This window comes from Acetobacter ghanensis (assembly GCF_001499675.1).
GTDB lineage: Bacteria > Pseudomonadota > Alphaproteobacteria > Acetobacterales > Acetobacteraceae > Acetobacter > Acetobacter ghanensis.
Map to the genome: position 1 here is coordinate 839,011 of NZ_LN609302.1, position 19,207 is coordinate 858,217.

Here is a 19,207-nt window from a genome sequence, read left to right on the forward strand (position 1 = left end):
TATATCTGTGAAAGCGATATTTCGCTCCCCGACATAACAAATGCGTGATCGCGTGGGAAGTGGGGGCCTGAGACGGGGTGAGCAGGAGGGAAGAGCCTGCCAGACGGCGTGAATTTTCACGTTTGGTACAGGTATGGGGGAAGTGCGTAAATTCCTCTGTATGTTTGTGCGGGAATGGAGAAACATGGCGCTGTACATTCCAGTATGGGTTCGTGCAGGTATAAGGGGGAACCGTGGGTAATACAGAGCCAAGTGACTGGGCAACGGACGAAAATCTGGCAGTTCGTGTTGTTGCCATGAGGCGCGATACCAATGCAGCGGGTGATATTTTTGGTGGCTGGGTTGCCGCGCAGATGGACCTTGCCGCCAGCACGGCGGCAGAAGGCTTTGCCGCCTGCAAGTGCGTGACCGTGGCGATTAACGGTCTGACTTTTCATCATCCCATGTCTGTTGGGGATGAGCTGAATGTTTATACGCGTATTGTTAAAGTGGGGCGCACATCAATTACCATTTGTGCGGAAGCCGTAAGGCGTATCCGCCGCACAAACATTCGCCAAAAGGTAACATCGGGGCATTTTGTATTTGTGGCGGTGGATGAAAAAGGCCACCCGCAGGCCCTGAGCAAGGATTGAGCGGCTGTTTTACAGGTTGGCAATCACTTTAAGCCCAACCAGTGCAGCGTCTGGAATATGTGATGTTTCACCCGGCCTGACCATATATTCAAATTCGGGCTGAACGGTTACGCCGGGCACTGCGTCAATGGCGTAATAGGCCTCAATGACATGGGAGTCAGTTTGTGGTCCACGTACCTGACTGCCCAGAGACAGGCCAGCATCCAGCGCGTATGTCTGGCCAAGCCGCTTTCGGTCGCTCACATGGTACCATGAATACATAATGCCCAGCCTGTCCGTCAGGCGGGAAGGAATAAGCCCGTTAAACGACAGCCCAGCATAGGCTTCGTCCGAAATGGATGAAACGTGCGGGGTATTATGGATGTATCCGGCCATCAGGTAGCCACCGGCCATCTGGTTACGCCCACCCATGCGGTAGATCATCTGGTCGCCTTCAAACCAGAAAATGTCCATAGGTGCGCTGCGTTCCATTCCCGGTTGGGCCAGCAGTGAGGCGGGTTTGCTGCCCAGAGCATCGGCATAGCGCGATGTGTCATGCGCGTAGCCAAACACATAATGGCCGGGCAGGCGGTTGCGGGTTAAAAAAGGCTGCCATGTCAGTTCCACAGGGAGCATCAGGCCCGTTGTGTCCTCGCTCCCCCATGACCATCCGCTGGGATTGCCGTTGAGCGGAGAGACCTGATACGCGCCAAGCTGTATCATGGTATCCCGTGTAGGACGAAAGCGCACACGAGCGCCCCATGTTGCTTTGGGATAGACGGAAAACCCCGGGTCCAGCTTGAGCGCCACAGGGGCTGAACAGGTGACCATAAAGGAACAGATGAGCGGCGATGTTGCAAAAACATGCGTCAGAGACATACGGCCAAAAGTAATATCCATCCGGTTATTCAGGAACTGCTTTTCGGCGTACAAATCGACTAGATGCGCCACAACATGCCCGGACAGGCCATAAACTTCCATCAGGTTGACGTAATATTCGCCCACCATATCGTGTGAGACTTCGCGTCCCGCACGGTTCATGAGCAGGGTGTGAACGGACCATCCTTCCAACCCTGCCATTTTGCCCAGATCAAAATTCATCTGCAATGTCAGTTCATGCACATAGTCCATGCCCCGACGGATGCCGCCATTTATGTTGCCCATGGCTTCTCCTTTGTAAGTAAAAGAGAATGCAAATCCTTTTTTTTGCAGGCGTTCCCTAAACGGCATGATCTGGGGCACAAGGTGGCTGCTGCCCGCCGTGGGCACGTAATAGGGGTCTTCCATATCCGTGCGGCGCTGGGCATCAACTTCAGACGGAAGAAGCCACGATGGACCTTCGCCCGGGCTGAGGGCTTCCAGCGTCATGATGTGATGGGGTTTTTTATTGCCATAATCATTCACGCTGGGGATGTTCATGGTGGCAAGGCCCGGCCATGGCGCAACGGGTACACCGCTTGGAGGGAGGGGGGAGTTCAGCGGGCGTTGCAAAACCCGAGGGTCCGGCAGCAGGTCCTGTTCAGGCATGTTACGGAGGGTATTTTCAACCAAAGCCGGAGCATTAGTCGGATTGGCTGGTGCGGGTTGTGCATACGAAGGGGATGCATACAGAGTGGCAAGGCACCATGTGGCCAAAGCCAGACATCCTGATGATTTTAAGGGCATGAGTATTTTTTCAAATTTTTTGTGAAGATATTTTTGAAAACACAGTATTAATGAATATGTTTTCTTTTATTTTTTTGATTTTGCGGTTTGGGTTTATCCGCGGACGAAAATCCTTGCCAGAACTGATGGAACTGGATTTTTCGTAACATATGTTTTGTAAAAAACGATTATAACAACACGTGATTTAAAGCACGTGTTGGTGAGTTTGTTTGTGTTTAATCATAAAAAAACGCTCCAGACCTGAGTCTGAAGCGTTTTTGTAAAATAAATGCTGTGTGGTGTTAGGAAACGTGCGGCTTGCGGGCGTTGGCGGAGGCCACGCGCTTACCCCACTGGACCAGCATATCCGTGCAGTCTGTTCGTTCAATCTGGCATTCAATAATGGTTGGGCCGCGGCGGTTGGCCTGTGCTTTTTTAATGGCTTCAGCCAGTTCCGCCCCAGTGGTGACCGTCATGCCCAGACCATGACCTTCGCCAGCGTTGAACACTTCCATCAGACCTGCGTAATCCCAGTTCTTGATGTAGTTGTACGGGCCGTCATGAATGGCAATTTCAATGACGTAGCCACGGTTGTTTACAAGGAAGATGATAACAGGCAGTTCGTAACGCACCATCTGCGCCACTTCCTGTGCGGTAAGCTGGAAGGAACCATCCCCCACCATCACAATATGCTCGCGGTCCTGAGACCCCATGGCATTGCCGAAGGAGGAGGGAACAGACCAGCCAATGTGGCCCCACTGCATTTCCGTTTCCACACGGGCATGGCGTGGCAGGTGCATACGCATGGCGTTGAACCAGGAATCCCCCGTTTCCGCCACAAGGGTGGTTTTGGATGTGAGCATGGCGTTGATCTGACGGGTCATTTCGTCATTCGTCAGGCGTGCATCCGGGGCAGCGGCGGCAATTTTAGTGTGCGTGTATTTGGTGTCACGCGCGCTGGCGGGGCGGGACGGGGCTTTTTTGGCCAGTGCGGTCAGGAACTCACGCAGTGTAAAGCCTTCGAATGTCTGCCCGCCAACGGTTACGCGGTTGGGGTCGGCGACCAGCACGTTCTCGCCCTTGGGCCATGCGGTCCAGCCAACGGTGGAATAGTCATTGAACACAGGGGCAATGCACAGAACAGCATCGGCTTTTTCAACCAGTTCCTGCGCACCGGGAGAGGAGACTTCCCCCCAGTAAAGGCCACGGAAGTTGGGGTGTTCTTCCGAGAACAGTCCTTTTGCCGCAGCCATAATGGTCACAGCGCAGCCAATGCGGTCTGCAAGCGCTTCTGTCTCACTCAGGGCATGGGCGGAGCGGGTTTTGCTGCCAACCAGCATGACTGTCCGCTCTGATTTTTCCAGCAGGGCTACGGTCGCGTCCACCGCCGCATTCAGGCTTGTGGTGTCTGGCGTGAGTTCCGCCAGAAGAGTGGACACAGGACCGGGGCGCACGCATTCGGCAGAGGAAACGTTGCAGGCAATTTCCAGATAAGCGGGTTTGCGCTCACGCAGGGCCGTACGAATGACATGGTCAATTTTGGCAGGAGCAGAGGCCGCGTCCGTAATGCTTTCTGCTGCACAGGTCACGTGGCGCACCATTTCAAGCTGGTAGCCATAATCTGTGTTGCCAAGCGTGTGGTGCAGCACATGGCCGCTACCGTAGTCATTGCTGTTGGGGGAGCCGGAAATCAGGATAACCGGCAGGTTTTCCGCATAGGCACCGCCAATGGCGTTCATGGCGGAAATGGCGCCAACGCTAAACGTGACCACTGCGGCCGCCGCGCCGTGGGCACGGGCGTAGCCCTCTGCGCTAAAGCCACAGTTCAGTTCGTTACAGCAGTAGATCTGCTGCATGTCCTTGTTGAGCAGGAGCTGGTCTAGCAGAACCAGATTATAATCTCCCGCGACAGCAAAATGATGTTTCAGGCCAATCTGTGCCAGCCGGTCAGCCAGATACATTCCAACGGTATAGGTCATGATAACAGTAAATTCCCTCAAAAAGTGGTCCTGCGGACAGGGGCGTTGCATTAGTTAAACGCGCGTTGTCGGGGGCATGTCCAATATATGAAGTTGTTATAACCCATATGTTTCCAGTATGCCTTGCATCTGTCTGGCAAGCTTTTTGGGAACGGGAGGTGAAGGTAAACTTTATAAATCAAAGGCTTGTAAAAATTGGGTCAGCTTGACCACACAGGAGCAATGTTCATGGTCCTGCTGTGTGTGTCTGGCATGTGCCCGATCTGTTTCACCTCAACGTGATATGGCGTGGGATTATTATTGTACTTCTTATGCTGGAAGTGCCTGTCTCCTGGTGTCCAGCAAGTCGTGATTTGAAAAGTTCATAATTATTATTGACAGAATTGAATGTAATGGAACACAGACCTGCATCTTTGCCAATGTGTGGCAGGGGGTGGACTGGTCAAGGCGGTTTATCCGGGTCTGCTGGTGTGTGGTCTTTGTGAGTTTCTGGTTGTTGGAGAAAAAGGATGGATGAACCGCTTAAGGTCGCTCATCGGATATCATTGGCCGATGTGTACCGGGTTCTTTTTACGTTACTCAGTGCCGGAATAGGGCTTGTTCTTGCCTATGGTGGCGGGCAACTGCTGGTTCTGGGTGGCTCGGCGTATTACCTGTTGGCCGGTCTTGCCTATATTGGCTTGGCAGTCTTGTTCTTTTTGCGCAAAAGTAGCGCTCTGCCAGCGTCCACTGTTGTGTTTGCAGCCACATGCCTGTGGGCGCTGTATGACGCGCCCCATGTTGGTTACTGGGATATGCTGCCGCGTCTGGTTGTGCCGGCTATTCTGTTTACCCTCAGCCTTTGGCTGGCGGCTTTGTTCCCCAACGTTCGGCCGGATGCCCGGCGGTGGAGTTGCTGGGGCGGTCTGGCTGTCTTTGCAGGTCTGATTGGCACGCTGGTTGCCGCGTTTTTCCCCCATGGGACCATTGCCAACCCGGATGCGCTGAGTCCTGAGGCCAAAATGGCACAGGCGGGTAAGGTCGAAGGGGCGGAAAATTGGGAATTTTTTGGTCGGAGCGCCAGCGGCACACGCTTTGCGCCCTATAGCCAGATTACACCGGACAATGTGGGCCAGTTGAAGGTCGCATGGGTTTATCGCACAGGCCGCCGGGTCAGTGGCAGTGGCTTTGGGACGGATGAGAACACACCCCAGCAGATTGGTAACGTGTTGTATTCCTGCACACCGGAGAACGTCATCACGGCGATTGATGCCGATACGGGGCAAAAAATCTGGAAGTTCGACCCCCATGCCGTTACCGCCGAGCATGTAAGCTGCCGTGGTGTCGGGTATTATGACATGGATACGGATACCAGCCTGACGCAGGAGCAGAAGGCCAGCGACACTGCGCCTGATTGCCACCAGCGTATTCTGGTTTCTTCGGTTGATGCGCGGCTGTTTGCGTTGGATGCCCATAGCGGGAAGGTGTGCTCCGGCTTTGGTAATGCCGGATTTGTGGACCTGAAAAAGCAGATGGGGCCGACCGAAAACAGTAAGCGGTATCATCCCACAGCCGTACCGGTGGTTATGGGGCATCTGGCTGTTATTGGTGGCTGGGTGCGTGACATTATGCCCGGTGAGCCTTCAGGTGTTGTGCGGGCGTATGATGTGCGCGATGGCTCTCTTGCATGGGCGTGGGATGTTGGTCACCCTGACAACACACAGGCCCCCGCAGAAGACCAGACCTATACGCTGTCCACCCCCAATATGTGGACGGTGCCGACATACGACAAAGAGTTGAACCTTGTTTACCTGCCCACAGGCAACGGGCCGCCGGATTACTGGGGAGGCGACCGTAACGCGGTCAACAACCGCTTTGGGGCCGCAGTAGTCGCGGTGGATGCTGCCACGGGCCAGACCCGTTGGGTCTCCCAGCTTATTCACCACGACGTATGGGATTATGACCTACCCTCCCAGCCGGTCATGTATGATGTGACCAATGCGCAGGGTGAAAAAATCCCTTCCCTGATCCAGACGACCAAAACAGGGCATATTTTTGTGCTGGACCGGCGGACGGGCAAGCCTGTGACCGAAGTGGTTGAAAAGCCGGTTGCCACAGAGCCAGCAGCGCAGGGCGAACATCTGTCTCCCACTCAGCCATTTTCTGTTGGGATGCCAACCATTGGCGCGGACCCGCTGAGTGAAGGGGCCATGTGGGGTGTAAGCACCTTTGACCAGCTTTATTGCCGGATCATGTTCAAAAGCTCGGTCTATGAGGGGCCGTTCACACCACCGGGTGAAAAGCCGTATATTGAATGGCCGAGCCTGCTGGGAGGCATGAACTGGGGCGGCATTTCCATTGATGAAAACAGTGGACTCATGTTCGTCAATGATATGCGGATGCCGTTGCGCATGTCTCTGGTCACGCGTGAGAACGCCAAGAAGTTCAAGGTCTCAACGGACGAGGTTCCGGGCTTCATGGGCACTATTCGTCCCCAGCTTGCTGGGCCGTATGGAGGGGTAAAGATTGATATTCTGCAATCACCCCTAGCCGTGCCGTGCAACACACCACCTTTTGGCACCATGACCGCCATTGATCTGCATACCAAAAAAATTGTGTGGCAGGTGCCTATGGGCACGGTGCAGGATCTGGGGCCGCTGGGTATTAAAACCCATCTGCCTGTGCCTATTGGGATGCCAACATTGGGTGGTCCTACGTCCACGGCATCCGGTCTGGTCTTTTTTGCCGGGACGCAGGATTATTATCTGCGGGCACTGGATTCAAAAACCGGGCGGGAAGTGTGGAAGCAGCGCCTCCCCGTGGGGGCGGTTGCTGCGCCGCTCATCTACCGTTCGCCCAAAACGGGCCGGGAGTACGTTGTTATTTCCGCAGGTGGAGCCAGCCATTCGCCAGACGTGGGTGATTATATCATCGCCTACGCCCTGCCGGAGGGTGTGAGCGCGCATTAACGCGGGAATGGCTCGGAATGGGGGCGTTGGCCGGTTTGTTATCAAGCCGGTTAACGCCCTTTTTTTATACTTCAGGCTTTGGGGCGGTGCAGGGAGTTATGGCAACAACTCTAGCACCAGAGTGGCCGGGCGGCAGGCGTTTGCCCCTTTGGGGGTCACCACAACCGGGCGGTTGAGCAGGTTGGGGTGGGCGGCTATGGCATCCAGTATCTGGTCCTCTGTTGTTTCTGGTTTATCCAGCCCCAGTTCTGCACACAGTTTTTCCTTTGTGCGCAAAAGTGTGCGTGCATTCAGTTTGCCGTGGCGGAGAATATCTTCCAGCTGTTTACGAGTGGGTGGCGTTTTAAGGTAAAGCACTATCTCTGGCTCTATGCCTGCATTGCGCACCAGTTCTAGCACTGTGCGGGACGTGCCGCAGGATGGATTGTGGTAAACTGTTACAGTCATGTTACACGCCTCTTCTGACAAAAGGCGTGATTGTTGCATGTTCTGGTAGGCTGGCAAGGGCCAACGCCGTCTGGCCGGAACAGAGCATACGACTAACAGGGGAGTAGGAGCCGCGTGCGCACATTAACCGGCTGGTGGCAAAAACCGTTCTCTGTCAGCAAAAATGTATGGGCCGGTCTGTCTTTGGCCTCCATGAACATTCCGCAGGTGCTAGGGTATGCGCGTATTGCGGGTATGCCCACGGTTACCGGGCTGTACACGGTGCTTTTCCCGCTGGTTGCCTTTGCCATGTTCGGGTCGTCCCGCCATCTGGTTGTGGCTGCGGATTCCGCAACCGCGGCTATTTTTTCCAGCGCTCTTTCGGAAATGGAACCAGCGGGGAGTGCTGCCTATATTCGTTTGGTCAGTGCAGTTGCCCTGCTTAATGCGGGCTTTTTGCTCATTGCTCGTCTGTGCAGGCTTGGTTTTCTAGCCGACTTTTTATCCCGCACCGTACTGGTTGGGTTTTTGGCCGGCGTTGGTGTGCAGGTCAGCATGAGTATGCTGTACGATATGGTTGGGCTGGAGGTGGGGTCGCACAACACTGTGGCCCAGCTTGTGGGGCTTGCGCAGGCATTACCGCATATGCACGTGCTGTCGGTTGGTATTTCCTGCATGGCCTGTGCACTTTTGCTGAGTGGAGCACGTTTTTTGCCCGGGCGACCGGTAGCGCTGGTGGTAGTGTTGGGGGCACTGGGACTAAGCTGGTCGCTGGGACTGGCGCAGTATGGGGTAACGGTGCTGGGCCCAATGCAGGGCGGGCTGCCGCATTTTGCTGTGCCGATTGTCTCATGGCATCAGTTTCTGGCGCTTCTGCCCGTTTCCGCCTCCTGTGTGTTTGTTATTATTGCGCAAAGTGCTGCTACTTCCCACGCTTTTGCGTATCGGCTGCACGAAACAGTGGACGCCAATGCGGATATTGTTGGTTTGTGTGCCGCCAATGCCGTAGCGGGGTTAAGTGGCACATTTACGGTTAATGGCAGCCCAACCCAGACTGCAATGGCCGTGCAGGCAGGAGGCACCAGCCAGAAGGCGCAGCTTGTTTTTGCCGCTGTTACGTTATGCGTGCTGCTGTTTTTTACCGCTCCACTCCAGTACCTGCCCCGCTGTATTCTGGGTTCCGTGGTGTTCTGTGTTGCCATTGGTATGATTGATGTGGCAGCGCTCAACCGCATTCGGCAGGAAAGTCCGGGGGAGTTCCGGCTGGCGCTGGTTACAATGGCGACCGTGGTGAGCATTGGCGTCGAACAGGGCATTTTTATTGCCATAGCGCTCTCGCTTTTTCGGCATGTGCGGCATAGCTATCGGCCTCACACCATGGTGCTGAAGCCCGACCCCACAACGCATGAGCTGGAAGCCGTGCCGGTGCGTGCGGGTGAGCAGACAGAGCCGGGGCTAGTTGTGTACCGCTTTTGTGCAGATCTGTTCTATGCAAACTGCTCGCTTTTTGCGGAGGATATTGACCTGCTTGTTTCCACCGCGCCAACGCCGGTGCGGTGTCTGGTCGTGGATTGTAGCGCCATTACAGACATTGATTATTCTGCCGCCAGCGTTGTGCGTGATGAACTGTCGCGGTTGAAGATGTGTGGCGTGCGGGTTATTTTTGGCCGGGTTGCTTCTTACGCGCTAGCCGACATGGAACGGCATCGGATTGTGGCGGCTCTGGGGGCGGGTAATATTTATGGCCAGCTCCATCAGGCTCTGGCAAGTGCGCGGCAGACGGTGGAAAGTGCGCCCATTAAGGCAGCCTAGAACTGTCGGATGCTCTGCCAGATCATATAGGCGGCAACGGTAAAAATCAGGCTGGCAAAAACGGTGGTCAAACGGCCTGTGGACCCAGCGAGCGAGCGGGCGGCTCTGGTGCCAACGCTACATCCCACAGCCCCGCCCAGAATAAACAGCCCTGCCAGTTGCCAGTCCACATAGCCCGAGAGCATATAACTGAATGTGGTGCTGAACCCGAAGGCGGCTACCGCCACCAAGGACGTGCCAACGGCATTGAGGATGGGCATACTGGTCGAGGCCATAAGCCCCGGCACAATAAGGAAGCCCCCGCCAATGCCAAAAAACCCGGAGAGCATCCCTGTGCCAAATCCGTAGGTCATGACCTTGGGGGCATTCTGCCGGTTGCAACTGGCGCCCGGACAGCCCGTATTGTGGCGGCCACGGAGCATAAGAATACCAACCCCGATCATGAGAATGGCGAACAGGAACAGAAGATGTTTGCCATCCACGGCCTTGCCGAGGGTTGCGCCCAAAAATGCCCCGACCACACCGCAGAGGGCAAAAATACCGGCACACCGCCACTTTACAGTCTTGTTGCGTGCATGTTGGGCAAGGCCAACCAGTGCATTGACGGCAACAGCCAGCGCGCTTGTCCCAATGGCCACATGCGCGTTGGGCACCCCGACCAGATACACCATAAGGGGCACAGCCAGAATGGACCCACCACCCCCAACCAGTCCAAGGGTAAAGCCCACCAGTGCGCCAGAGGCAATTTCCAGCGCGATATGCAGGAGGTGGGGGGTCAACATGGCGGCTCCGGGGTTGGGGAAAGCGGGGAGAAGGAAGGCTTAGAGGCGATTGACGGGAATTTTGATGTAACTGACCCCGTTATCTTCCGGCTCCGGCATGTGGCCGCCACGAATGTTGACCTGCACGGAGGGCATGATCAGGTTGGGCAGACCCAGCGTTGCATCTCGTGAAGTCCGCATGGCCACAAACGTATCTTCATCAACGCCTTCATGCACATGAATGTTGTGGTCACGCTCTGCGCCAACCGTGGTTTCCCATGCAAATGTGTCCCGTCCTGGGGCTTTGTAGTCATGGCACAGAAACAGGCGGGTTTCCGGTGGCAGGCTGAGCAGGCGGCGGATTGAACGGTACAACATACGGGCATCACCACCGGGGAAGTCGGCCCGCGCTGTGCCGTAGTCGGGCATGAACAGCGTGTCTCCAATAAAAGCGGCATCACCGATAACAAAGGCCATGTCTGCCGGGGTGTGGCCGGGCACATGCAGGGCTATGCAGTTCAGGTTGCCCAGCTTGAATTCTTCGCCATCCTTGAACAGGTGGTTGAACTGGGATCCATCGCGTGGAAATTCTGTGCCAGCGTTAAAGATTTTTCCAAAAACTTCCTGCACATGCACAATATCAGCGCCAATGCCCAACCGGCCGCCAATCTGTTCCTGCAACCACGGAGCGGCGGAAAGGTGGTCAGCATGGGCATGTGTTTCCAGCTGCCAGGCCACATGCAAATCCTGCTCACGCACGTAGTCCACAATCTGTTGGGCGGAGGCGTAGCTGGTGCGGCCGGAGGCGGCTTCGTAGTCCAGCACGCTGTCTATCACCGCGGCTTCTTTTGTGGCCGGGTCATGCACAACATGGCTTGCCGTAAAGGTGGCCGGGTCAAAAAAACTTTTTACCACGGGTCGGGTCTGCGGATGACGGAGCATCATCAGAATCTGGGCCGTAGCTTTTGTGATGGCGGTATCCGACATGGGAGACTCCGATTGTTTATAACTTACTTTAACAGTGTATATGTAGTTTCACTAAATATGAAACCATCTTGCGTCAAGATCAGGATTTCGCGTAAAGGAAATTGCCATGAATGATCGCATAGCAGATGCCTGCCCTTTGGTGCCCCTTTCCGCTTCCCTGAAGATCGGGGACGCAGCCCCTGACTTTACGGCCCGGACCACGCAGGGTGACTTTACACTCAGCAGTCTGCGGGGGCGGTGGGTCATTCTGTTTTCGCACCCGGCGGACTTTACGCCTGTCTGCACGAGCGAGTTTATTGCCATTGCACGGGCGGCTCCCCAGTTCGAGGCCATGGACTGTGCGCTGGTCGGGTTGTCGGTCGATAGTCTGCCTGCGCATCTTGCATGGCTGGAGGCTATTCGTACGCGCTTTGGGGTGACGATCTCCTTCCCCGTGATCGAGGACCCATCGCTGGCCATAGCCCGTGCTTACGGTATGCTGGATATGGATGCACGGAACAGCGCAACCGTGCGTGCCGCGTATTTTATTGACCCGCATGGGATTGTGCGGGTGATTACATGGTACCCGGCAACGGTTGGCCGGTCAGTGGCCGAAATGCTGCGTGTGCTCGCCGCTCTGCAACGGGTCGAGAGAGGGGACGTCATGACCCCGGAAGGGTGGATGCCGGGGGCAGAGGTTGTGCTGCCTGCGGGGCAAACCCATGATGAAGTGATTGAGGCAGGGCCAGACTGGTTCATGAACATGAAGCCGGATGTAGAGGCATGAGTGACCTGTCCGTTGAGGAAGCCCGGCAGCTTGTTGAGCGGATGAAGCTGTTTGCCCAGCCGCAACGTCTGATGATTCTGGAGGCATTGCTGGAGCGTGGCTCCCTTGCCGTTGGAGAGTTGGAAACCTGCACGGGCATTGGCCAGCCAACCCTTAGCCAGCAGCTTGGTGCATTGCGCCGGGCAGAAATTGTTGTGCCGCGTCGTGAATCCCGCACCATTCATTACAGCCTTGCCAGTGAGGAAGAAGCTCTGCGCGTACGTGCCCTTATTGGCCTGCTGCGGGGGGATAGAGCCGCCCTGCCTGCCCTGCGCGCTGTTTCCGAGCGGTATGCTCTTAATAACCGCACAACCGCCCAGCGGGAGGCCGAAGGTGGCGCGCAGTTTGCCTTCATCCGCACGGCCGATACATCCCGCCCGTAATTGAGCGGATGCGTGCCTCAGACAAACGGGTGCGGTGTAGCTGGGCAGAAGCCAACAGCCTGCTGAGCGCATACCATGACCGGGAATGGGGGCGACCTGTTACGGATAGCCGGGCCTTGTGGGAAACGTTGGTGCTCGAAACATTTCAGGCCGGCCTGTCATGGAATACCGTCCTGCAAAAGCGTGAGAGTTTTCGGCGGGTTTTTTACGACTTTGACCCGCACAGAGTTGCGTGTCTGACACCGGCAGATCAGGAACGGTTAATGCAGGATGCCAGCATTATTCGTTCCCGCTCCAAAATTGCAGCTACGGTCGCCAATGCCAAAGCATGGTTGGCCATGCAGGATGCAGGTGAGGATTTTTCCGACTTTGCATGGGGCATGGTGCGCTCTGCTCAGGCGCATGAACGGGGCACAGGGTCGGAACCGCATTCCCCCCTTTCTCACACGGTCGCCAAGGCGCTTAAAAGCAGGGGATTCCGCTTTGTTGGCCCGACAACGGCGCAAGCATGGATGCAGGCTGTAGGGATGCTGAACGGGCACGAAACAACGTGCTTCTGTTACGGCGGTGTGTCAGTTATCCCCTGATCGGGCGCATTGTCTATGGCACCGGTGGCAAACCCAAGACTGGCGGCAGCAATAAGAGCCGCATAATAGGCATCGGACTGGGCCAGTTGTGCGTCCAGTAGCCCACTTTGTGCGAGCGTTGCCGAGGTAATACCCCCAACGCCGCTACGGTAGGCGGTAAATGCGGCGTTAAAGCTGGTTTGGGCTGCCGTTTCCAGTTTGGTGGCGGCACGATAAGCGCTTAGCCCTGTATGTAGGCCATTTTCTGCCGCCACAATCTGTTTGGCTGACTCATCCAATGTTTGCTGGAGGGTGACCTGTGTGCTGTCAGCACGGTTTTGCGCCTGCTTCAGCACAGCTGCTCGCATTCCCCCGTCAAAAATGGGCACGGAAATACCCCCCAGAAAAAGACTGCTAAAATTGTTGGAGGATAGGTTGAGGGTCGGCGATGAATCCGCCCCGGCACTGGGGATGGAGGAAAGGGCAAGATGCCCGGTTGTGTAAGCCACGTTGCCGGAGACAAAAACCTTTGGCAAAAACTCGGCTTTTGCGGCAGTAACATTGCTTCGTGCTGCCTTTGCCGCTGCATAGGCAGCAAGCACATCTGGGCGTTGTGATACGGCGGTGCGGATCATGTCGTCCGTCATGCGCATGTCGTTGATGTTGAGCGGCCGGCCGGATACGTCCTGCGTGTGCAGCCGTGTGGCGGGGGCTATGCCCATGGCGGTCATTAGTTCCAGATAGGTGTTTTCTATGCCGTTCTGGGCTTGCACAACGCGTAGTTCAGCCTGCGCCGTCATCTGTTGGGCTTGTGTGACATCGACAATTGTGCCCTGTCCCTGCTTTAGGCGGGCTTCGGCTGCGGTTTGTACGGCACGGGCATTCTGAAGCGCCTGTTCCACCCGTTCTGCACGGGCCACTGCGGCTGCATGTGTGTAAAATGCGAGCGTGACACCATAAATGACCTTCTGATGTGCTGCGGTAAACAGAACATTGCTGGCCAGTTGCAGTTGGGAGGCGGCATCAATCATGGCTTCACGTTTGCCAAAGTCAAACAGAAGCCACTCCATGTTCAGGGTTTGCACCTCACCATGTCCGTCATTCTGGCCTCTGGGGGTGCCAACGTTGCTGACCACGCCGTTAACAATGTTGCCGACCTGTCCGCCATTTTCAATATTGACGGAATTGCTGTCATTATGTCGGGTGCCATAACCGCCCACAATGGAGGCCGTAAGGTGCGGCACGTAAGCGGTGCGGGCAATGCCCACCGTTAGTGCGGCGTCCCGCGCAGCATCCCATGCCCTGCGTGTGCTGGGGTTGCGAGACTGGGCAATATCTATCAGTTCGGGGAGCGAGTATGGGTGTGACGGGTCTATGCCACTGTCTGCCTGTCGGGGTGTTATGGCGCGGTTGGAGGGGAGCGTATAACCCGGAGGGAGCATAAGCCCGTGACGGCCACCTTTGCCGGGCAGAAGTTCGCCATTGGCGGCTATGTTCGGCTGCCATGGGGCATCTGGTCGGGCGGGGGCACTGTCCAGCGCCTGCGTGGCGCAGCCTGATAAAGCCAGCATGAAGGAAGAGGCCGCAAGCAGGACACGGTTCTGTAAGTGGTGTGTCATGTTAGACTCTGTTCCATATCCTGTATGTGCTGTTGCACGGTGTGCTGGCGGGAAGGAAGCAGGCTGTCTTCCGCCAGACTGGCGGCCTGCTGTGTGATTGTGGCGTAGGTGGGCAACAGTGGCATATGGGCACGCATATGGGGCGGTTCGGCTTCTGCTAGCTCCAATGCACGTTCCATGCCAGACAGGTTTTGCTGTATTGCAGCTTCCTGCCGGGTCTGTTGGGCAACACGGGTTATGGCGGTTTGTTGTTTTAAAGCCGTTAGGAGTGCGCGGCAGCGTTCCGCAATCAGGCCGTACGCGCTGGTAGGCCAGAAGCTGGTAAAGACCGCATAGGTTATGAAATTGCCAAGAAGAATGCCAATAATACGGTCACGGGCAGTCGTCATGTCAGTTGTGGGGCCAAACCCCTTGAGGTCGCTTAGAAAAAAGGCAAGGCCAATCTGGAATCCTGCATAGGCTATGCGTTCATCACCATTTTTGACCCATGATGCAAAAAGAGAAACAACAAAAACCAGAAGCAGAAAAGCTGCAATATTGTTGAGGTGAGGCATAATGAAAATAATGGAGGCAATGCCAATGCTGCCCCCAACCAGAGCGCCACTAATACGAAGCCTGAGTTTTGTTGTCATTTCTCCCACGGTTGGTAGGGCGACAATAAAACAGGTGATGATACAGGTATGGATGCCGGGCCAGTCGAGAATGGTGAAGATAAAATAGCTGATCAGAACAGCTGCTGTCCCTTTAACCGCAAAGCGCACATGTTCGGGGTTACTAAACGCATCGGGTACAAAAAATCCGGATTTTTGCGCAGGGGGCTGCGTGTTTTGAAGCGTGTTTTCAACCGGGTCCGTAAATGTGTGCAGGACAATACCAAGCTGCGTAAGAGCCGGAGCATTGGCTGGGGCTGTTAGGTTAAGAACGTCCTCCGGATAACCGTTATGCGAGAATATTTCCGCCATGGCGCGTAGGGTTTTTGAAAATTCCATGGTTGATGGCTGCGTTTCCCCATGACGGAAGGCCGTATGGGCGAGGGCAAGAGCCGCCACACTGGAATAGGCTGCCTGCTCCAGATGGGCGAGCTGGTCTTTGTGCAGGACTTTTTCCAGCTTTGCCATTTTTAGCAGTTTGAGCATACCGCTGGCTCCCTCCCGCAGGGTGGCGTGGGTATAGTCCAGTTGGTTGGTCGTGGGTTGTTCCAGCAATGCAGCGCACAAACGCAGGCGGGCGGCTATTTCTCGCGTTAGGAGTGTGGCGGGGGACGGGCAGATGAGTGGGCCGCATATGAGCATGACCGCACCGGGAACCAGAATAAACAGATCCGCGTAAAGGAGGGCCCGGGTCGCAATTTCCCCAATCGGAACTTGGTCTGCTGTAATCAGGGCAAAAATAACAATCAGACCTAGCAGGTAGGCAACAGGTTTGAGCTTGCTGGCTGAGCCCAGAAAAAAGAAGCTGAAAGACAGTAATATGACCGCTACAACAAGGCTAAGTGGGTGGTCCAATGTGAGGTGGATTAACACAAACAGCAGTAGCAGGATCATGATGATCAGCACATTGAGAGCAATGCCTGCCAGCATGTTGGTTGTGCGGTCCTTCTGCCAGACCGCCATGGTGCACAGGGCGGGTACGGCCACATCGGGGATTTGCCATATCTCACCAATCAACACCACAATGGTGCAGGCTGCGGCCATGCGCAGGCTATGCCCTCCACGGCCCGGAAGGGGCGCGCGTAACAGCCACCATAACCGTGCCAGAGCACCTTCGCCCGTATTAGTCGCAGGCTGCGCCATGGCGTATTTCCACTGTGGCCGTGGCTCCAAGCCGTAGCAGTTGCGGGTTGGTCTGTTCCAGCCTGATCCGGACAGGGAAGCGCTGGGCCACATGCACCCAGTCCATTTGCCGTGGGACAATAGGCAGGCTGCGGCTTAGGCCCGCAGAATCAGCAGAAAAAACACCCCAGCCAATGCTTTCTACATGCCCGCGTATGGGGGTGTGCCGGTCGATCATGGAGTAAACGGTGGCACAGTCCCCCGGATGAATGGCGTGTAGCGTGCCCTCACGCATGTTGGCGGTTACAAACCAGCCGTTGTTGACGATAAGCGTAAACAGCACCTGTGATGGAATCAGAATTTCCCCCGGCACAACATGCAGGCTGGTGACGTAACCATCCTCCGGGGCGGTAACGGTGGTCTGGCGCAGGGCGTAACGGGCCTGCGCCAGTGTTGCCTCTGCAACCTGCCGGGCTGCGATGGAACTGTTAAGGTCCCCCACAGCGACCTGTGCCGCATTGGCCTGTAAGCGACTCTGGTCCAGCGTTACGCCAGAATCATGCAGGGCCACCTGCGCCTGATCGTACTGCTGCAAAGGAATGTATGACCTGCTGGCAAGGGGGCGCAGGCGCTCTACGGTACGGGCGGCCAGTTCGTGGTTGGTTTGGGCTCGGGTGGTCTGGCTTTTGGCAATTTCGGCATTGGCAGTGGCCACCGCCACCAGTCGCTGTTGCTGCTCGACTCCGGCCTGCGCCAAAGCCAGCCCTCCAAGAGCCTGTTGTGCGGCCAGATTATAAGGTTCGGGGTCCAGCTGATACAGCACGTCTCCCTTTTTGACCGGCTGGTTGACGTGCACATTTAATGCCTGCAACCGCCCACCTACGGTGGAGGCAATGTGCACAACTTCCGCATCTACTGTGGCGCTATCGGAGGAGGGGTAGGATTCGTCTTTCCCCAGAACATAAAAGCCAAGGGCTGTTGCAGCAGCAATGCAGACTACCGCAACGGCCAGACCAATGGGATTGCGGTTGGAAAGGGATATTTTTTTCATACGTTACGGCCCGAATGCCACAAGCCAGAACAGCAGGGCTGTTATGGTGCCTAGCGAAACATAGGTGAACAGCCGCAGGCGGAGCGCGGCATCAATATCGGTGGCAAGGAACAGAACGCGTAAGCCTACGGCTACAGCGATGCCCAACATGCCGCAGAGCATCCAACTGGGGAAGTAGGCTCCGGCTAATGGAAAGGAGGGGGCGCCCGTAACCTTGCAGCCTGCCAGAGATAAAAGCAGAACAGGTGTGGCGTGCAGGAAGGGATGGTAACGCATTATGGTGATTAGGACGTGAATAGGTTTTTTGTGTCAAGAAAAAGCAGCATGGTCGGGATTTATATTCAGGAAACCAGTCAAATTGTGCCAATAAATTCTACGGTGCCGTCCGCTAATGTGGCAGAGGGAAGTAATGACGAAAAATGTAATACAGAAACGGGTGGAACTGGCGCGTAAAGGCGCATACCCCAAGGTTATTGGGCGCATGAGCTCCGGGTGGCTGGTTGTGGCGGATACACAACCCGTGCAGGGATATTGCATTTTGCTCTCCGACCCCGTTGTGCCTAGTGTGAATGACCTGCATGGCCAGCAGCGGCAGGACTATTTGCTGGATGTTGTGCAGGTTGGGGATGCGTTGCTTGAGGTAACAGGGGCAGAGCGCATAAATTACGAAACATGGTGTAATCAGGCGCCATCTCTGCATACCCATATTGTTCCACGGTATGCCACAGAACCGGAAGACAAACGTCCGCATCCCTTATGTGTTGCGTATGATATTGCCAGTGCCCGTGCATTTAATGCGCAGGAAGATACAGCATTCATGCAGGCAATGCGGAAAGCATTGGGAATTCACCCAGCAGAGGAAAAAAACGTGTCTGATGGTATGATTTTATACGGCATTAAAAACTGTGACACCGTGCGTAAAGCCCGTAACTGGCTGGATGAGCACGATCTGGCTTATATTTTTCATGATTACAAACTGGCCGGTGTAACCGAGCAGAAGCTACAGGCATGGGTAGCGCAGGTGGGGTGGGAAAAGCTTCTGAATAAGGCGGGCACAACTTTCAGAAAGTTGTCCGATGCGGACAAAACCGACCTGACAGAAGAAAAAGCCATCGCCCTGATGGTTGCCCATCCAACGTTAATTAAACGCCCGGTGTTGGAAACACCCAAAGGGTTGCTGGTAGGATTTAAACCGGAACTTTACGCCAGTTCCGTTGGTAAAAAATAAACAAGCAGAGATAAAGCCGTGTCCTGCCCAAAACTGGGCAGGACAGCAGAGCGCATCTTATTCCTGTTCAGGAGCAGAAGCGGAGTTAAGTTGAATGTAACGTTCAACGCCAATCTGCTTGATGAGGTCGAACTGACGGTCGATAAAGTCTTCGTGTTCTTCTTCGTTCGACAGGATTTTCAGCAGAAGGTCGCGGGACACGAAGTCACGCACGCTTTCGCAATAGGCAATGCCTTCGCGCAGGTCCTTCATGGCCTTTTCTTCGAGCTTCATGTCGCATTCAAGGATTTCCTTGACGTCCTGCCCGATCAGAATCGTGTTCAGGCGCTGCACGTTGGGCAGGCCACCCAGATACAGAATGCGCTCGATCAGCCAGTCAGCGTGACGCATTTCCTCAATGGATTCTTCGTATTCTTTTTTGCCTAGCAGGGTCACGCCCCAGTGGCGCAGGGTGCGGGCATGCAGAAAATACTGGTTGATGGCGGTCAACTCATTGGTGAGCTGAATGTTGAGGTGTTCGATAACCTTGGGATCTTTGACCATGATGGATAACTCACAATTATAGGAATGACTGGAGCGGACTTTAATATAAAGCGCGATCGTTCGCAAACAAAA

The 19,207-nt window shown here is 55.4% G+C and carries 17 protein-coding genes and 1 pseudogene; 8 read left to right on the plus strand and 10 right to left on the minus strand.

The window, feature by feature from the left end:
• Positions 1–296 precede the first annotated feature (296 nt).
• Complete coding sequence (locus AGA_RS04110) at positions 297–632, plus strand: acyl-CoA thioesterase (RefSeq protein ID WP_059024633.1); 336 nt, start codon at positions 297–299, stop codon at positions 630–632.
• A 9-nt stretch (positions 633–641) separates the two neighbouring features.
• Here the strand turns inward: AGA_RS04110 and AGA_RS04115 are convergent, their stop codons facing one another.
• Positions 642–2,276 carry a carbohydrate porin gene (locus tag AGA_RS04115; protein ID WP_083503536.1) on the minus strand — a complete coding sequence of 545 codons (1,635 nt, stop codon included), beginning with the start codon at positions 2,274–2,276 and terminating at the stop codon, positions 642–644.
• Positions 2,277–2,557: 281 nt separating this feature from the next.
• Positions 2,558–4,234 (minus strand): alpha-keto acid decarboxylase family protein, encoded by a 1,677-nt coding sequence (locus AGA_RS04120; protein WP_059023150.1) that lies wholly within the window; start codon positions 4,232–4,234, stop codon positions 2,558–2,560.
• Between the two features lie 509 nt (positions 4,235–4,743).
• On the opposite strand from AGA_RS04120, the gene AGA_RS04125 reads away from it, so the two are divergent.
• Complete coding sequence (locus AGA_RS04125; RefSeq protein ID WP_059023151.1) at positions 4,744–7,182, plus strand: membrane-bound PQQ-dependent dehydrogenase, glucose/quinate/shikimate family; 2,439 nt, start codon at positions 4,744–4,746, stop codon at positions 7,180–7,182.
• Positions 7,183–7,278: 96 nt separating this feature from the next.
• On the opposite strand, the gene arsC is transcribed toward AGA_RS04125, so the two are convergent.
• Positions 7,279–7,629, minus strand: a complete 351-nt coding sequence (gene arsC / locus AGA_RS04130) for an arsenate reductase (glutaredoxin) (protein ID WP_059023152.1) — start codon at positions 7,627–7,629, stop codon at positions 7,279–7,281.
• A 114-nt stretch (positions 7,630–7,743) separates the two neighbouring features.
• Between arsC and AGA_RS04135 the strand changes: the two genes are divergently transcribed.
• Positions 7,744–9,420, plus strand: a complete 1,677-nt coding sequence (locus tag AGA_RS04135) for a SulP family inorganic anion transporter (protein WP_059023153.1) — start codon at positions 7,744–7,746, stop codon at positions 9,418–9,420.
• Here the strand turns inward: AGA_RS04135 and AGA_RS04140 are convergent.
• Together AGA_RS04140 and AGA_RS04145 are read right to left on the minus strand one after the other, a co-directional pair.
• Positions 9,417–10,202, minus strand: coding sequence for a sulfite exporter TauE/SafE family protein (locus AGA_RS04140; protein WP_059023154.1), 786 nt, complete (start codon positions 10,200–10,202; stop codon positions 9,417–9,419). The genes AGA_RS04135 and AGA_RS04140 overlap by 4 nt on opposite strands.
• Before the next feature lie 39 nt (positions 10,203–10,241).
• Entirely contained in the window at positions 10,242–11,168 is a 927-nt protein-coding gene (locus AGA_RS04145) for an MBL fold metallo-hydrolase (RefSeq protein ID WP_059023155.1), read from the minus strand.
• Positions 11,169–11,274: 106 nt separating this feature from the next.
• On the opposite strand from AGA_RS04145, the gene AGA_RS04150 reads away from it, so the two are divergent.
• Genes AGA_RS04150 through AGA_RS04160 form a run of 3 tightly spaced genes read left to right on the plus strand, consistent with a single transcriptional unit; the run spans position 11,275 to position 12,943 of the window.
• Positions 11,275–11,934: a peroxiredoxin gene (locus AGA_RS04150; RefSeq protein ID WP_059023156.1), complete on the plus strand. Its 660-nt coding sequence runs from the start codon at positions 11,275–11,277 to the stop codon at positions 11,932–11,934.
• The gene (locus tag AGA_RS04155) at positions 11,931–12,356 is read left to right on the plus strand and encodes an ArsR/SmtB family transcription factor (protein WP_059023157.1); all 426 of its coding nucleotides are present in this window, start codon (positions 11,931–11,933) and stop codon (positions 12,354–12,356) included. Before AGA_RS04150 ends, AGA_RS04155 begins: the two co-directional genes overlap by 4 nt.
• An 8-nt stretch (positions 12,357–12,364) precedes the next feature.
• Positions 12,365–12,943, plus strand: coding sequence for a DNA-3-methyladenine glycosylase I (locus AGA_RS04160; RefSeq protein WP_059023158.1), 579 nt, complete (start codon positions 12,365–12,367; stop codon positions 12,941–12,943).
• Here AGA_RS04160 and AGA_RS04165 read toward each other — a convergent pair.
• From AGA_RS04165 to AGA_RS04180, 4 genes are read right to left on the minus strand one after another with little or no spacing between them, the layout of a single operon-like run.
• Positions 12,916–14,541 (minus strand): TolC family protein, encoded by a 1,626-nt coding sequence (locus tag AGA_RS04165; protein ID WP_059023159.1) that lies wholly within the window; start codon positions 14,539–14,541, stop codon positions 12,916–12,918. The genes AGA_RS04160 and AGA_RS04165 overlap by 28 nt on opposite strands.
• Positions 14,538–16,334 (minus strand): FUSC family protein, encoded by a 1,797-nt coding sequence (locus tag AGA_RS04170; RefSeq protein ID WP_083503537.1) that lies wholly within the window; start codon positions 16,332–16,334, stop codon positions 14,538–14,540. Before AGA_RS04170 ends, AGA_RS04165 begins: the two co-directional genes overlap by 4 nt.
• The gene (gene mdtN, locus AGA_RS04175; protein ID WP_059023160.1) at positions 16,315–17,364 is read right to left on the minus strand and encodes a multidrug transporter subunit MdtN; all 1,050 of its coding nucleotides are present in this window, start codon (positions 17,362–17,364) and stop codon (positions 16,315–16,317) included. The genes AGA_RS04170 and mdtN overlap by 20 nt, the downstream gene beginning before the upstream one ends.
• 3 nt (positions 17,365–17,367) lie before the next feature.
• A complete protein-coding gene (locus AGA_RS04180; protein ID WP_059023161.1) occupies positions 17,368–17,640 on the minus strand; it encodes a YtcA family lipoprotein in 273 nt (90 codons plus the stop codon).
• 133 nt (positions 17,641–17,773) lie between these two features.
• Here AGA_RS04180 and AGA_RS14385 point away from each other — a divergent pair.
• Positions 17,774–18,217: pseudogene (locus AGA_RS14385) on the plus strand (HIT family protein); the annotation flags it as partial.
• Positions 18,218–18,232: 15 nt separating this feature from the next.
• Complete coding sequence (locus AGA_RS04190; protein ID WP_197556492.1) at positions 18,233–18,592, plus strand: ArsC family reductase; 360 nt, start codon at positions 18,233–18,235, stop codon at positions 18,590–18,592.
• 57 nt (positions 18,593–18,649) lie between these two features.
• Here the strand turns inward: AGA_RS04190 and bfr are convergent, their stop codons facing one another.
• Positions 18,650–19,138: a bacterioferritin gene (bfr, locus tag AGA_RS04195; RefSeq protein WP_430740385.1), complete on the minus strand. Its 489-nt coding sequence runs from the start codon at positions 19,136–19,138 to the stop codon at positions 18,650–18,652.
• Positions 19,139–19,207: the final 69 nt, after the last annotated feature.